The sequence below is a fragment of the Haloterrigena sp. KLK7 genome (assembly GCF_037914945.1).
Taxonomy (GTDB): domain Archaea; phylum Halobacteriota; class Halobacteria; order Halobacteriales; family Natrialbaceae; genus Haloterrigena; species Haloterrigena salinisoli.
This window is the reverse complement of record NZ_CP149787.1, coordinates 1,960,867-1,975,804: the sequence shown is the minus strand read 5'-3', so window position 1 is coordinate 1,975,804 and position 14,938 is coordinate 1,960,867. Positions and strand designations below refer to the sequence as shown.

Genomic DNA, 14,938 nt, shown 5'->3' with positions numbered 1-14,938 from the left:
TAGGTGGCACGGCGACGTAATCAATCCCGGTACGTCGTCGTCGGTGTGGGCAACGGTCCCGACGATCAGCGACGACGGGACGTCGGGCCGGCCTCGAGTTCGATCGTCCGAATCGGCCCCACGGATCGTTTCTCGGTCGCGATCGGGAACGACCGCCGGGTTCGCCGTCGCTCTCCGCGGCCTATTGCCGCGCACTACCGGACCGTCTCGGCCGGTTCAGGACTGATAGCCCAGCGCCCGGAGATGGTCTTCGACGACGTCCTCGTCGACGTCATCGCGGTCGACCGGGGCTTCCGCGACGATGTCGCGCCTGTGCTCAGACGGGACGACGAGCCAGGGGACGAGCCGGAGTTCCGGCGTCCAGACGTATCCCGGATGTTCGTACCGGTCGCCGGTGAGCCTGGAATACAGGTTCGTCGTCTCGCCGAGCAGTTCGCCGTGGTCGGACGTGATGACGGTCTTGCCGTCGAGTCGCTCCAGCAGTCGCTCGACGTGCTCGAGGACCAGTTTCAGGTTTTCGACGTACACCTCCTGCAGTTCGTCCGTGGAGACGTATCCCGCCTCCGCAGCGTCCATCAGGTACACCATGCCCTCCGAGCGACTGGTGACGTCGGCGTCCGATTTCCAGGCGGAGAACTCGAGTCCGTAGTCCGTCCGGAGGCGCTCCCGCAACGTCTCGGCTTTCGGACCGAAGTAGGGACCGTGGGGCTGCATGAAGTGGACGAGCAACCGCTTGTCCGGATGGCGTTCGTAGGCCTCGACGGCCTTCTCGCGGACGATCCCCGGCCGGTAGTTCCGATAGAGTTCGCTATCGAGAACGTCCCGCTGGGACTCGGGATACGTCGACACGAATTCGTGGAAGGTGCCCCCCTCCAGCTGGTGTGAGAACCCGTTCGCGGAGACGTATACGGTGTCGTGGAACGTCTCCCCGGCGAACGTCTTCTCCATGAACTCGTTGCTCGTCGACGCGACGGAGACGGCGGCGTCGAGTTCTCCGCCGATCGAATTGTACTTCGAGAGGTAGTCGAATCGGCAGGCGTCCAGGAGCAGGAGATTGTCCCAGTCCGCGTCCATGACGTTCGTCGGGCGCCCGTACTTGCGGTAGAAGAGGCGTTTGTTGACGTCCCCGTACCGCTTTTTGAGTTCGTGTTTGAACTTCTCGGGGTTCTTGCACGCCTCGATAAAATTGGAGAGGGTGTAAGATTCCGGGGCGAGATCCATCGTCTCGAGGTCCAACTGGACGATCAATCAATTTTAGGATCCGTAATTCGGGCGTACAGTCACGAAATGCGGAACGTCTCGAAACCGTTCGAACGTTCGCCCGGGACGAACGCGACGAGGCGCCGAGCGTTCACGACGCGTCCGACGAATCTCCGTCCGCAGTGTCCGACGCGTCATCGTCTTCGGCGTCCGACGAGTCGGCTCCCTCGAAATCGATCGTCCGAATCAGTTCCGCGATCGTCTCGCGGTCGCGCTCCGGATCGAGCTCCAGTTCGTCGTCCGTCGTCGTCTCCGACTCGGCGGCCGCAGTGCGAACACCGTCCTCGAGCGGGAGCACCCCGCCGGCCATCCCGAACGTCGACTCGAGCGGCCAGACGGCGATGTGGGCCTCGGCGTCGATCCGACCCGTCCCGTCCTCCGTCTCCGCGTCGACGGGATACCCCACGTCGAGGACGTACCACGAGCCCTCGTTACCGTTGGACGCTTCGAACTCGAGGCTGTTTCGGGTGCCCTCGACGACCAGCCCCTCGTCCTCGAGGGTGTCGACGAACTGGTCTCTCGCCTTCGGTGCGGCCTTCGAGAAGACGGATTTCGGCGACATCCCGAGATCGGACGGCGAGGGGGAGACGGTCACGTCGACGGCGAACAGCGAGCGGGCCGGAATGTCGCTCGCCTCGAGGGCGTCGACTCCGGCGGCGGGATCGATACGCTCGTAGACCGTCGTCTCGGCGGTGATCGAGGCGAGCATGGCGCTCGTCTCGCCGGTTCGCGTCCCCAGCGGTCGCCACGAGTCGGCTACCGAGTCCGGCAGATCAAACGTCATCGCCTTCGCGTACACGGTCGTCGCCTTTCGGTCTTCGGGCTGCTGGCTCCGCCCGCAATCGAGAGCCGAGCGTCGCGGCGCCGAACGGCGATCACTCCTGACGGTCCTGATGGCGGACCCGCACCATCCCCTCGGAGGTGACGCCGACGATCAGCGGCGTCGAGACCTCGCGTCCCGACACCGCCGATCCCGCGGCGTCGCTGACGACCTTCATCAGGTCCGGCGCGGTGTGATCGACCTTGACGCCCTTCTCGTCGCAGGCGTCGTAGACCAGTTGCGGGACGTCGTAGAGATCGGTCCCCGCCGGGACCCGGACGCGGACCGGCGCCCGCAGCGCCTCCGCGAAGGCGACCGTCTCGCGGGCCTTCTCGAGGTTCTCGCGCGCGCTCGACTCGATCGAGGAGACGTTCGCCCGCGAGGTACCCAGCGCGTCGGCGATATCGGCCTGCGAGACGCCGCGTTCGCGGAGCGCGAGCACCTGCGCCTGTCGGTGGGTCAACACGCTCGTCCCGGCGTCGAACCCGATTTCCTCGAGCAGCCCCTCGATCTCGTCGATCACGGCGATCGCCTCCACTCCCGCACGCGCTCGAGTCCGATCATATCCACGTCTAAGTCGGTGGCAGGGTCAAAGCTTCCCCGGTCCGACGGCAACGGTCGGACCAGCGGGAGAGCCCCTTCCGAACGGTGAAGCGCCCTCGGAGAAGCGAGTGACATCGAGCCGTCCATCGGCGGGGACTAGCCAGTAGAAATATCAGTCGGTACGTTCCACTGTTCACTGCGCAGTTACTGCGCCACGGCGAGATACGTGCCTCTGACACCGTCCCTCGCCGCGTCTCACGCGGCTCCCGCGAGGGGAGCGAGTCACCCCAGGGGGGTGCCTTTTACCGCGTTCTCGACTACACCGTCTCGAGCGAGAGCGACTGGTCTCCCGCGAGAAGAGCGACCGAACGGGACGCGGGTCACACCGCTGTCAGTACTCGAGGTGCCAGCGCTGTTCGTCCTTCGCGGCGAGCACTTCGGCGACGCCGTCGGCCAGCCGATACTCGGCGTCCTCCCGCACGACGGTCCCGGCCCGCTCTAAGTGCTCTAAGTGCGCGTACGATTCTCCGGGCCCGTGGAGGACGTGGATCCCCTCGAGGTCGCCGAAGAGGTCCGCGCTCACGGTCCACGTGTCGCAGGGTCCCTTCCGGTCCAGCGCGTCGAGGACCCGCCAGGCGCGTTCCGCGTGGTGATCGATGATGTACTGAGCGCGGCCGGCGGGGTCGTCGATCGGATCGCGGTGGCCCGGCCACGCGCGATCGTAGTCGGCGTCGACGATCCCCTGCAGCGCCCGGAGGTACCGCTCGAGCGGGCGATCGACGCGGACGTCCGCGCCGCCGACGTTGGGCGTGTAGACCGGCAACAGCGCGTCGCCGGAGACGACCTCCCGCCGGCCCTCGAGGGTCGTTTCGAACATGCACAACCCCGCGGCGTGGCCCGACGCGTGGACGACCTCGAGTTCACCGCCGGGAACGGGGAACGTCTCGCCGCCCGCGAACGTCTCGACGGTCGGCGACGCGGCGCCCGTCTCGGCGTCGGCCATCCGCTCGCGGAGGACGGCGCGCTTCTCCTCGGGCATCCCCCACCGTTCGAAGTACTCCTCCTGGCGGTCGTACATCGCCGCCCACGCGTCCTCGTCGCCCTCGACGAGCGGCGCGTCGGCCTCGTGGACGTAGACCTCGGCGCCGCTCTCGGCCTGGATCGCGCCCGCCAGCCCGGTGTGATCGCCGTGCCAGTGAGTGAGGAAGATGCGGTCGACGTCGGCGAAGGCGAGGCCCCGTTCGGCGAGGGCGTCCTCGAGTTGCTCCCGGGTCGTCGCCGTCCCGTCGCCGGTGTCGATCAGCACCGTCTCCGTCCCGTCCGCGAAGAGATACGCGTTGTTGTCGCCTTCGAACGCCGAGTTCGACAGCGAAATCCGATCCATGGCAGCGTATGGCACAAGCGGCGGGGTAAACCCTTGCGTCGCGGCATGGAACGCGCCCGACGGTTCACACCGCCACGTCCCGTGGGGCGCTCCACGACCGGCACGGGCACGAGCGGCCCCTCGAGATCCGCAGCGAAGGCCATCGAGGAGAACACCGAGCGAGCACGAGCCCGATGACGAGCCCAGGGACGGCACGCGGAACGGCACCGCTCGTCAGTGTCCGTCGTCCGTTCCGCGAACCGGCCGCCATCGGTAGCCGAACAGGTTTCGCAACAGAAACGTACGTCATACAGCAGTGAAACCGCTGAAATACGCGAAAACGGGATCGATCGACGACTGTCCACTCGGCGGAGGTCCGACTACGAGCCCCAGAAGTTCTCCCGACTGCCCAGCCGCTCGCGGGCCGGTTTACTGGCGCTTCCGCCGTTCTCGTCGCCCTCGTCGCTCTCGTCGTCCGTCTCGGCCGCCGAATCGTCGCCCTCGGCGTCGGCATCCGCGTCGTCCGAGACTGTCTCGTCATCGCCCGACTCCTCCTCGTCGGGATCCATCGGGAGAAGTTCGAGTTCCTCCGCGCGAGCGTGGTTACTGTGAACCTGCGTCACTTGGACGCGAGCGCGGGCCTCGGGCAGGATCCCGTCGACCATCACGATGAAGCCGTCCTCGGTCCGACCGACGCCGGCACCGCTCTCGTGCATGTCGACGACGTCGATGACGATCTCCTCGCCCGCCTTGACGGGCTGGGTCTTCAGGTCCTCGATGGGCTGGCTGTAGTGGTTACACCATTCCTTGCCCCCGCGGTCGCCGTAGTGCTGACACCCCATTCCCGAGATCCGTTCGGAAAAGCTCGGGCAGTCGTCGGCAAGTGGACAGTCTGCCATAGTACGTACTACCAGTGGCGTCGTTAAACCGTTTCCGTCTTGCGGATCGAGGGCGGCACGGCGGGAAACGCTGGTAGCAGTTTCCGCCGTATTGGGAGAGATCGTAACCCCTACCGGAGATATCGATAGGTATTGTTAAATGAACTGGACCCATATGAAAGCGCGTTTCGAAAAGGTTTACGGTACGGGCGTGGCAGTGATAAATGATGAAAATCCTCGTTACGGTCAAAGAAGTCGCGACCGTCGAAGACGAGTTCGAAATCGAGGGCACTGCGATCGCCGAGCAGTACCTCGGTGCCGACCTCAACGAGTGGGACGACTACGCCATCGAGGAGGCCGTCCAGCTCCAGGAGGAGGGTGTCGCCGACGAAGTCGTGACGGTCACGATCGGTCCGGAGGAGTGCGAGCAGACCATCCGACAGGCGCTGGCGAAGGGCGCCGACCGCGCCGTCCGCGTCTGGGACGACTCGCTCGAGGACGTCGATCTGCTGGACGTCGGCGCGAAGACGGAGATTCTCAGTGCCGTCGTCGAGGAGGAGGACCCCGATCTCGTCCTGACGGGCGTCCAGTCCGGCGACGATAGCTGGGGCGCGACGGGCGTCTCCGTCGCCGAGAACCTCGGCTACCAGTGGGGTGCCGTCGTCAACCACCTCGAGCACGACCTCGAGGACGCCGCTTCGGTGCGGCGCGAACTCGAGGGCGGGGTCGAGGAGCTGACCGAGATCGAGCTCCCGGCCGTGCTGACGATCCAGACGGGGATCAACGAGCCCCGCTACGCCAGCCTGCGCGGCATTCGCCAGGCCCAGCGCAAGGAACTCGACGTGAAAGCGCTCGCCGACCTCGACGTCGACGAGAGCGCCATCGAGTCCGAACTCGAGCTGAGCGACATGTACGAGCCAGAAAGCGAGAGCGACGTGACGACCTGGGAGGGCAGCGCCGAGGAGACCGCCGGGGAGCTCGCTGAACTCCTTCGCGACAAGGGGGTGGCACCATGACGGACGTCCTCGCGGTCACGGACCACCGCCGCGGCGAGCTGCGCGACGTCAGCTACGAGATCATCACGGCGGGCCGCCAGCTGGCCGACGAGACCGGCGGCGACCTGCATCTGGCGGTCGTCAGCGGCACCGTCGACGACTTCGCCGAGAAGGTAAACCGCGAGGGCGTCGACGCCATCCACACCGTCGACTACGGCGAGGAGTTCAACCACGACGTCTACACCCAGGCGATCACGCAGCTCTACGACGACCTCGCCCCGCAGTACGTCCTCGCCCCGAACAGCGTCAACGGCCTCGACTACGCGCCGGCCGTCGCCACCGAACTCGACCTGCCGATCGTCACCGACACGATCGGCCTCGAGACCGACGGCGACACGCTGATCGCCACCCGCGAGATGTACGGCGGCAAGGTCGAGACCACCAACGAACTCGAGGGTCCCGCCGTCGCGACGATCCGCAGCGCCGAGTGGCCACAGGCCGAGGGCACCGGCGACGCTTCGATCGAGACCTTCGACGCGACGATCGACGAGGACGCGATCGGCTCGACCGTCAACGGCTTCGAGGAGGTCGGCGGCGGCGACGTCGACATCAGCGAAGCGGACGTCCTCGTGAGCGTCGGTCGCGGGATCGAGGAGGAGGACAACCTCCCGCTCATCGAGGAGCTCGCGGACGCGCTCGGCGCGACGGTGTCGTCCTCGCGGCCCATCGTCGACAACGGCTGGCTGCCCAAGAACCGGCAGGTCGGCCAGTCCGGAAAGGTCGTCACGCCCGACGTCTACATCGCGATCGGTATCTCCGGCGCGGTTCAGCACGTCGCCGGCATGAAGGGCTCCGATACGATCGTCGCGATCAACACGGATCCCAACGCGCCGATCATGGACATCGCCGATTACGCCATCGTCGACGACCTCTTCGACGTCGTCCCGGCGCTCACCGAGGAGTTCCAGTAACCGGATCGCGAGCGATCGGCGGCGATGAGCGGCCGGTTTCGGCCGACGATGTCTGTCCGGCCGAACCGTCTGGAGTTTGCTTTTGCGCGCCCACGCGTACGACGACCGATCGCGGCCCCTCGTGAACCGCCTCGAGATCGAGCGATTCGAGACGCTTTGCGTCTCGTCGCCGGCGCGGAGTCGTTCGAACGACGAAAATCGTTCGTGACGCCGAAACTCTTCGATTTTCGGCCCACGCCGACGACCTCGAGAAGTCTGGCGAGACGGACGTCTCGCTGGCCTCGCGGGAGCGAAGCTCCCGCGTAGCTTCGATTCGATCGGTCACGAACATTCTCGGGTTTCGAACGACCTCGAGGCACTCGGTCCGCTTCCGCTGTGGGTTCGGTGCCCCGTTTGTCGCGTCCCGTGACAGCGACAGCGTTCGCTGGCCGCCGTTGACCGCACGAGCAACTCCGTGTTTCGTTCAGCCGGCGATCGGCGCGATCGGAACACCGATTCAAATAAAAGTATATGTTTTGTGTGTTATTGTTCGCTGTTCCATTACGTTATGGTTTATTGAACAACTCACCGTTCGATCTTCGTCTCTATTTGCACGGATTATCGCTTGTTAGTGCCTTTTAACGTAGTATAATATGTTAGTAGATCAATTATTACGAATTATACGAAATCGAGTTGTGATTTATTTATGAGTTGTCTCGAAAACGAGACAGTGAGATTATATGGTATGAGTGAAATATCCTGGTATGTCCGTTCAACTGAATCGTCGAAAACTACTGTCCGGACTCTGCACCGCCGGGCTCGGTGGTCTCGCCGGCTGTCTCGGCTCGGTTCCCGGACTCGACTCGAGCGATATCGAGGACGGGAGCGACGTCGGTGGCACCGATCGAACGCTCAGACTCGGTATCATGCAACCACTGAGCGGCAGCCTCGAGACGGTCGGGAAACCGATGCGAAACGCCGCAGAGCTTCCCATCCGACAGGTCGAAGACGAGATTTCGCTCGACATCGAGTACGAAGTCGTCGATACCGAGACCTCGCCCTCCGCGGGCGTTCAGGGTGCGGCCGCGCTGGTCGACAACGGGTATCCCATGGTCAACGGGCCGGCGTCGTCCGACGTGACGCTGCAGGCGACTCAGCAGGTCCTCATCCCGTATCGAACCGTCTGCTGCTCGCCCGGCGCGACGACGCCGACGATCACGTCGCTCAACGACGCCGGGCTGGTCTTCCGGACTGCGGTCTCCGACTCGTTGCAGGCGGTCGTGCTGGCCGACCGGGCGGCGAACGATCTCGGTCACGACAGCGCCGCGACCCTCTACGTGAACAACGATTACGGCTGGCAGTTGAGCCAGGCGTTCGCGCGCTCGTTCCAGAGCGATCACGGCGGGACGGTTTCGACGCAGGTTCCGCTAACGGAAGGCCAGGACTCCTACGAAGCGGCCATCGAGCGGGCCAGAACCGACGATCCCGAGTTGCTCGTCGTGATCGGCTATCCGGAGACCGGCGGGCAGGTATTCGCCGACCTGGGTGCCGACGCCGAGGAGGACATCCTCGTCACCGACGGCCTACAGGACGGCGATCTCCACGACGAGGTCGACTACTCGCTCGACGGCATCCGCGGTACCGCGCCGCTGGTCGACGGGCCGGGCACCGAGACGTTCACGGAGCTGTTCCAGGACGCCTACGACGCCGAACCCGGCGTCTTCACGCCACACTCCTACGACGCGAGCGCCGTCCTGTTGCTCGCGAACGCCTACGCCGGACAGAACGACGGAACCGCTATCAGAAACGCCATGCAAGCGGTCACCACCGGCGACGGCGAGGCGGTCACCCCCGAGACGCTCGCCGAGGGGATCGAATTCGCGGCCGAAGGTAACGCCGTCACGTATCAGGGGGCCTCGAGTTCGGTCAGCTTCGACGAGAACGGTGACGTGACCGACGCGGTCTTCGAGTACTGGGAGTTCGACGAGAGCGCCGCCGGCGGCATCGCCGAACTGGAACGGGTGAGTTCCTGATGGCGTCGCTCGCATCCCTGGTCCCGTCGTTCATCAGGCGGCGATACCTCGTGAAGTTCGTGGTGTCGATTCTGGCAGTCGTGCTCGTTATCGGCGCCGTCGGAGCGGTCAGCTACGCCGATATCGACAATACGGTTCGGGCGGACTCGAACGAACAGCTCGAATCGACCGCCGAGATGCAGGCCGACGCGATCAGCAACTGGGTCGAGACGATGCGGGTTCAGACGCGGACCGCGTCCGATTCGCGGATTCTTCAGGAGGGCGATCAACAGGCGGTTCAGGCCCAGCTCGTCGAAGAGCAGGCCCGGATGGACGTCGACGTGCGGGCCATCCACTACGTCGACACCGAGAACGGCGAAATCGTCACGAGCACGAACGCCGCCTACCGCGGCGCGTCGTTCGAAGACCTCGAGGAGCCGTGGGCGACCGACGACTTCGATGACAACCTCGGGCTCGAGGAGTCCGTCTGGCACTCCCAGCAAGCGTACCGATCGCCGACCCTCGACGACCAGGTGATGGCCTTCGCCAGCCCGGTCACCGAACGCGAGGATCGGGCCGTCGTCATCATCGGCACGCTCGAGTACCAGGTCGAGCAGCTCCACCAGGAGAACACGTCCGCTTCGACGGCCATTATCGATAGCGACGGATCGGCCGTCTTCCAGGCCGAATCCGCGTCGATCGACGACGGCTCGATCGACGACGAGGCGATGGCTGCCGCCCTCGGCGGGCGACTGACCCGCATTCAGGACGACGACGTCGTGCGGGCGTACGTCCCCGTCGGGAACACGCAGTGGGTCGCTATCACGACCGTTCCGACCGATCAGGCCTACGGCGTCGCCTCCGACGTCGGGACGAACGTCATCGCGATGGTGTTGACGAGCCTGATCGCGCTCGGCGCCGTCGGCGTCGTTCTCGGCCGGCAGACGGTCGGTCCGCTGGCCCGGCTGCGCGACCGGACGACCGAGATGGAAGCCGGCAACCTCGACGTCGATCTCGAGACGAATCGCGTCGACGAGATCGGGCGACTGTACGACGGGTTCGACAGCATGCGGAACTCGCTGCGCGACCAGATCGAAGCCGCCGAAGCCGCCCGCGAGGAGGCCGAAGCGGCCCGCGCCGAGACCGAGTCGATAAACCGGCACCTCGAGGCGAAAGCCGCGGAGTTCAGCACCGTGATGGACGACTGCGCCGACGGCGATCTGACTCGACGGCTCGATCCCGAGAGCGAGAGCGAGGCGATGACCGACATCGCCGAGGCGTTCAACGAGATGATCGCGGACCTCGAACGGACGACCGCCGACGTCAAGGCCTTCGCGAACGAGGTGGCGGCGGCCAGCGAACAGGTGACCGCCTCCAGCGAGGAGGTCCGTTCGGCCTCCCAGCAGGTCTCCGAGTCGGTCCAGGAGATTTCCGACGGCGCCGACCGACAGAACGAGAACCTGCGGTCGGTCAACCAGGAGATGAGCGGGCTCTCGACGACGACCGAAGAGATCGCCGCCTCCTCGAACACCGTCGCCGACATCGCCGAGCGAACGGCCGAGACCGGTCGACTCGGTCGCGAGGCGGCCCAGGAGGCCATCGACGGGATGCACGAGATCGAATCGGAGTCGACCGAAGCCGTCGACGCTATCGAGGAACTCGAGGCGGAGATGGCACAGATCGACGAACTGGTCGAGTTCATCAGCGAGGTCGCCCGCGAGACGAACATGCTCGCGCTGAACGCGAACATCGAGGCCTCGCGGGGCGGCGACGGCGAGAGCTCCGGGTTCGGTGCCGTCGCGGAACAGGTCAAGGAACTGGCCGCGGACACGAAATCGACCGCCGAGGACATCGAGCAGCGGCTGGGGCGCATCGACGAACAGACCTCGGAGACCGCGGCGGAGGTCCAGCAGACCGCCGATCGAATCGCGGAACACGTCGACTCCGTCGAAAACGCCGCCGAGGCCCTCGACGAGATCGCCGACTACGCCGAACAGACCAACGACGGCGTACAGGAGATCTCCGCCGCGACCGAAGAGCAGGCGGCGTCCACGCAGGAGGTCGTCGCCATGGTCTCGTCGGCGACCGAGATTTCCGATTCCACGGCGGCCGAGGCCCAGCGCGTCGCTGCGGCCGCGGAGGAACAGACCTCCGCCCTTTCGGAAGTCTCCGAGAGCGCGAGTTCGCTCACTGATCAGGCGGCCCACCTGAGCGAGACCCTCGATCACTTCGAGACCGACGAGGTGGCGGACGCCTCCGTCGACGAGTACGACACCGATACCGAGACCCTCACGTTCGACGAGATCGACGTCGACGACACCGACGACACCGACGACACCGACGACGCTGCGGGCGACGTCGATACCGCCGCGAGCGAGGACGTCGACGACGGTGCCGGTGTGGCCCCGTCCGAGACGAACGGCGGGATCATGGACACGAGCGGCGTCGACCGAGACGCCGACTCGACGTCCGACGGTGACGCTCCGAACGGACCGATCGACCGTGACGACGGGACGACCGAGACGTCCCACCGAGCCGGTGTGGCCGAAATCGATGCTACCGAGGCCGAGACCGAGACCGGCATGGAGACGGAAACGGACGGCAGTGAAGCCGACGCGACAGCCGACGCCGAGTCGGCTCGCGACGGCACGGAAGACGACGGTGACGAGTCGGCGGACGGCGGGAACGGGTTCACGTTCAGCCAGTTCGAGGACGAGTAAGCGGCCCAACCACTCCACCGCTAAACCGTCACGTACTTTTCACCCCCGTCCTAAGCGCGTGTGATGGAATTGCTGGAGCGTCGTCGGGCGCTGATCGAGGAGCGGCTCGTCGAGGTAGTCGACGGCCTCGAGCCGGACGCGCTCAGAGACGAAGTGCGCCACACGGCGCTCGCCGGCGGCAAGCGCGTCCGTCCGATGGTGACCGTGCTGGCCTGTGAGACCGTCGGCGGCCGGGCCGAGGAGGCGATCGATTTCGGCGTCGGCATCGAGCTCGTTCACAGCGCGTCGCTGGTCGTCGACGACATCATCGACCGCTCGGAGCTTCGCCGCGGGACGACCAGCGCCTGGGCCGAGTTCGGCTACGGCCCGGCGATCGTCTCGAGCGACGGCCTGCTCGGCGAGGCCTTCGCCCTCTTCTCGTCCGATCCCGACGCCACCCGCGTCGTCGCCGAGGCGATGGTCGAACTCGGCATCGGCGAGGCGACGGAGCTGTCCGCCGAGCCCGAGACCGAGGCCGAGTACATGACCCTGGCGCGACGGAAGACCGGCGCGCTGTTTCGCGCCGCCGCGGAACTGGGGGCGATCGCCGCCGGATCGGACGCGGTCACCGTCGAAGCGCTCGGCGAGTACGCCGAACGGGTCGGGGTCGCCTTTCAGATCCGCGACGACGTCCTGGACGCGGTCGCCGACCCCGACGAACTGGGTAAGCCGACCGGCCACGACGCCGCCCTCGAGCGACCGTCGGTCGTTCAGGTGACCGATCTCACCCCCGACGAGGCCAACGCCCGCGCTCGAGCCGAATCGGACCGAGCGATCGAGGCCCTCGATCGGGTCGAGGTCGCCGACCCGACGGCCCGAAACTATCTGGTCGAACTGGCGGAGTTCGTCGTCGAGCGCGAACAGTAGCCGAACGCAGCGGCTACGGTCGACACGACCGATCGGCACTACGGAGGCGGGACCCTCGAGCGATCAGGGCTCGCTCATCCGCAACACGGGCTTGATCGTCTCGCCGCTCTCGGAGTCCTCGACGGCTTGTTCGATCTCGTCGAAGTCGTAGTAGGTGACGAGTTCGTCGAACGGGAACTTACCCTGTCGGTAGAGATCGACGAGGTCGGGAATGAACTCCTGCGGGTTCGAATCGCCTTCGACGATCCCCGTAATCGAGCGCCCGTTGAGGATGAGGTCGTTGACGTCGTAGCTCGCTTCGGTCCCCAGCGGCGGCGCGCCGACGAGACCGAGCGTCCCGCGTTGCGTGAGCGTCGCCACCGCCTGTTCGGCGACGTCCGCGACGCCGGTCGTCTCGAGCGCGTAATCGGCACCGCCGTCGGTGCGTTCGCTGACGGTCGCGACGACGTCGTCGACCGATCCGGGGTCGATCGTCTCGGTCGCGCCGAGGTCGGCGGCTTTCTCCAGCCGGTTCTCCTTCAGATCGATCGAGACGATTTCCGTACAGCCCTTCAGATCCGCGGCCATGACCGCCGAGAGGCCGACGGAGCCGGCTCCGAAGACCGCGATCGACGATCCGGCCTGCGGATCCAGCGAGTTGATGACGGCGCCGGCGCCGGTCTGAATCCCACAGCCCAGCGGGCCGAGCAGTTCCAGCGGGACGTCGCCGCCGTCCTCGATCGGAACCACGTTGCGCTCGGTCGCGATGGCGTGGGTCGCGAACGACGACTGCCCGAAGAATCGGCCGCTGATTCGCTCGCCGTCCCGCGAGAGCGGCGACGTGCCGTCTTCGGGTCGCTGGCCGCCGAAGTTGTGCTCGAAGAACGACTCGCAGTAGGCGGGATGGCCGTCGCGACAGCTGTGACAGTCGTCATCGTAGTCGAAACTCAACACCACGCGATCGCCGGACTCGACGCTGCTCACGTTCGAACCGACCGATTCGACCACGCCGGACCCCTCGTGACCCAATACCGCGGGCAACGGCGTCGGATACAGCTGATCGCGGACGATCAGGTCGGTGTGACAGACGCCGGCCCCGACGACGCGGACCAGTACCTCGTCGTCCTGCGGTGACTCGAGTTCGACGGACTCGATATCGAACGAGCCGCCCTCCTCCTCGACGACCGCTGCATCGATCTCCATGGGGGAAGCCGAGGCCGACCGGAGGAATGAAGCTTTGGGGTGTCTCGACCGGTGACGCGACCGACCGACTCGAGCGGAACGACGATGGCGAGGGTCAGACGCGGTCGGCCGACCGCGTCCCGCTCGCGTCCTCGGCGTCGTCGTCCGCGTACCGGGATTCGACCACGGCGAAGGCGAGGGTGCTCGCGATTCCCAGGAGCGTGCCGATTGTCAGCGCCGTCGCGAGGAAGCTGATCCCGACCTCGCCGAGGAAGAACGCGCTCACCGCGTAGAGGACGATCGCGATCGAGAGCACGTAGAAGGGCGCGTTGAGGTAGCGCCACTCGAGGGAGCCGGCGATGTACTCGTCGGTGATCTGTCCGAGGCTGGTGGTGACCCCCGCGGCGGCGATCCACTGGATCGACCCGTAGACGAGCGCGGAGAGCATCACGGGAACGCCGACCTCACCGGGCGTCGCCTCGCGGACGGCCTCGAGTTCGTTCCGGCCGCTGACGCCGCCGAGGGCGAACAGGGCGGCGGCGACGACGTAGGCGAGCAGGGTCGTCCGACCGGCGTACAGCGACCGGCGGGCGCGCTCGACGGCGGCGTCGAGGCGGTCGCCCAGCCCGAGTCCCCTGGAGATGAGATACAGCCCCAGCAGCGCCGAGGTCGTCCCCAGCACGAATCCGGGCATGTCGAGGACGGTCCCGACGAGGGCGAGCGGGTAGATCAACAGGAGGATGCCGAGCGGGATCAACACCGTCCCCCGCGTCTCCGGATCGTTCAGCACCTGCTTGATCGTGTAGTACATCGACTCCAAGTTCTGGGCCTGTCGAACGACGACGCGACGGACGCCGTCGATGGGGACCCGCGAGCGGATGATCGGGATGACGGACTCGTCTTGGGCGCCGTCGGTGACCACGAGCGCGGTGACGTCCTCCGCCGTCGAGAGACTCGCGAGGACCGTATCGACCTCGTCGCCGACCTCGCGGTTGGCCTTCACGTCGCCCTCGTCGTTGCCGGTGACGACGGCGACCTCGACGCTCTCGTCGCGGTCGGCGAGATCGTCGTAGACGTGTAACCCCTGGAAGATTACGTTGACGTCGGAGTCCTCCGGGTCTTCGGTCGCCAGCGCGACGGCCGCCTCCTCGACGGGGTCGCGACCGATCACCGGCGTCGAGAAGCCGGTCTTGCGACCGAGGTCGTCGTCGAGGTCGACACAGAGGACAAGCAGCATCTATCGAACGTTCGACCGCGGGGTATTTCCATCTTCTGGGGACGACAGAATTCCCCGGACGACCCTCGAGAGGGAAGACCGAGCGGCTCTCGA

At 66.2% G+C, this 14,938-nt stretch carries 12 protein-coding genes; 5 read left to right on the top strand and 7 right to left on the bottom strand.

The window, feature by feature from the left end:
- Window positions 1-216: 216 nt before the first annotated feature.
- The 5 genes from WD430_RS09740 to WD430_RS09720 form a co-directional block, all read right to left on the bottom strand.
- Complete coding sequence (locus WD430_RS09740) at window positions 217-1,221, bottom strand: sulfatase-like hydrolase/transferase (RefSeq protein ID WP_339102252.1); 1,005 nt, start codon at window positions 1,219-1,221, stop codon at window positions 217-219.
- Window positions 1,222-1,351: 130 nt separating this feature from the next.
- Window positions 1,352-2,044, bottom strand: coding sequence for a hypothetical protein (locus tag WD430_RS09735; RefSeq protein ID WP_339102251.1), 693 nt, complete (start codon window positions 2,042-2,044; stop codon window positions 1,352-1,354).
- A 91-nt stretch (window positions 2,045-2,135) separates the two neighbouring features.
- Window positions 2,136-2,603: a Tfx family DNA-binding protein gene (locus WD430_RS09730; protein WP_339102250.1), complete on the bottom strand. Its 468-nt coding sequence runs from the start codon at window positions 2,601-2,603 to the stop codon at window positions 2,136-2,138.
- 411 nt (window positions 2,604-3,014) lie between these two features.
- Window positions 3,015-4,007: an MBL fold metallo-hydrolase gene (locus tag WD430_RS09725; RefSeq protein ID WP_339102249.1), complete on the bottom strand. Its 993-nt coding sequence runs from the start codon at window positions 4,005-4,007 to the stop codon at window positions 3,015-3,017.
- 359 nt (window positions 4,008-4,366) lie between these two features.
- Window positions 4,367-4,885: a TRAM domain-containing protein gene (locus tag WD430_RS09720; RefSeq protein ID WP_339102248.1), complete on the bottom strand. Its 519-nt coding sequence runs from the start codon at window positions 4,883-4,885 to the stop codon at window positions 4,367-4,369.
- Window positions 4,886-5,091: 206 nt separating this feature from the next.
- Here WD430_RS09720 and WD430_RS09715 point away from each other — a divergent pair, with 206 nt between their 5' ends.
- From WD430_RS09715 to WD430_RS09695, 5 genes are all read left to right on the top strand, one after another.
- On the top strand, window positions 5,092-5,880 hold the full coding sequence (locus WD430_RS09715; protein WP_339102247.1) for an electron transfer flavoprotein subunit beta/FixA family protein: 789 nt from the start codon (window positions 5,092-5,094) through the stop codon (window positions 5,878-5,880).
- Entirely contained in the window at window positions 5,877-6,830 is a 954-nt protein-coding gene (locus tag WD430_RS09710) for an electron transfer flavoprotein subunit alpha/FixB family protein (RefSeq protein WP_339102246.1), read from the top strand. Before WD430_RS09715 ends, WD430_RS09710 begins: the two co-directional genes overlap by 4 nt.
- A 743-nt stretch (window positions 6,831-7,573) precedes the next feature.
- Complete coding sequence (locus WD430_RS09705) at window positions 7,574-8,842, top strand: ABC transporter substrate-binding protein (protein WP_339102245.1); 1,269 nt, start codon at window positions 7,574-7,576, stop codon at window positions 8,840-8,842.
- Complete coding sequence (locus WD430_RS09700; RefSeq protein WP_339102244.1) at window positions 8,842-11,541, top strand: methyl-accepting chemotaxis protein; 2,700 nt, start codon at window positions 8,842-8,844, stop codon at window positions 11,539-11,541. The genes WD430_RS09705 and WD430_RS09700 overlap by 1 nt, the downstream gene beginning before the upstream one ends.
- Before the next feature lie 63 nt (window positions 11,542-11,604).
- Window positions 11,605-12,447 carry a polyprenyl synthetase family protein gene (locus tag WD430_RS09695; RefSeq protein ID WP_339102243.1) on the top strand — a complete coding sequence of 281 codons (843 nt, stop codon included), beginning with the start codon at window positions 11,605-11,607 and terminating at the stop codon, window positions 12,445-12,447.
- 63 nt (window positions 12,448-12,510) lie between these two features.
- Here the strand turns inward: WD430_RS09695 and WD430_RS09690 are convergent, their stop codons facing one another.
- Window positions 12,511-13,629: an NAD(P)-dependent alcohol dehydrogenase gene (locus WD430_RS09690; protein WP_339102242.1), complete on the bottom strand. Its 1,119-nt coding sequence runs from the start codon at window positions 13,627-13,629 to the stop codon at window positions 12,511-12,513.
- 94 nt (window positions 13,630-13,723) lie between these two features.
- Window positions 13,724-14,845, bottom strand: coding sequence for a DUF373 family protein (locus WD430_RS09685; RefSeq protein ID WP_339102241.1), 1,122 nt, complete (start codon window positions 14,843-14,845; stop codon window positions 13,724-13,726).
- Window positions 14,846-14,938 lie beyond the last annotated feature (93 nt).

Bases quoted from the DNA above. Each gene is read 5' to 3' on its own strand.
- WD430_RS09735 (WP_339102251.1), bottom strand. From the start codon at position 2,044: ATGACGTTTGATCTGCCGGACTCGGTAGCCGACTCGTGGCGACCGCTG.
- WD430_RS09710 (WP_339102246.1), top strand. From the start codon at position 5,877: ATGACGGACGTCCTCGCGGTCACGGACCACCGCCGCGGCGAGCTGCGC.
- WD430_RS09725 (WP_339102249.1), bottom strand. From the start codon at position 4,007: ATGGATCGGATTTCGCTGTCGAACTCGGCGTTCGAAGGCGACAACAAC.
- WD430_RS09700 (WP_339102244.1), top strand. From the start codon at position 8,842: ATGGCGTCGCTCGCATCCCTGGTCCCGTCGTTCATCAGGCGGCGATAC.
- WD430_RS09715 (WP_339102247.1), top strand. From the start codon at position 5,092: ATGAAAATCCTCGTTACGGTCAAAGAAGTCGCGACCGTCGAAGACGAG.
- WD430_RS09695 (WP_339102243.1), top strand. From the start codon at position 11,605: ATGGAATTGCTGGAGCGTCGTCGGGCGCTGATCGAGGAGCGGCTCGTC.
- WD430_RS09705 (WP_339102245.1), top strand. From the start codon at position 7,574: ATGTCCGTTCAACTGAATCGTCGAAAACTACTGTCCGGACTCTGCACC.
- WD430_RS09740 (WP_339102252.1), bottom strand. From the start codon at position 1,221: ATGGATCTCGCCCCGGAATCTTACACCCTCTCCAATTTTATCGAGGCG.
- WD430_RS09690 (WP_339102242.1), bottom strand. From the start codon at position 13,629: ATGGAGATCGATGCAGCGGTCGTCGAGGAGGAGGGCGGCTCGTTCGAT.
- WD430_RS09685 (WP_339102241.1), bottom strand. From the start codon at position 14,845: ATGCTGCTTGTCCTCTGTGTCGACCTCGACGACGACCTCGGTCGCAAG.
- WD430_RS09720 (WP_339102248.1), bottom strand. From the start codon at position 4,885: ATGGCAGACTGTCCACTTGCCGACGACTGCCCGAGCTTTTCCGAACGG.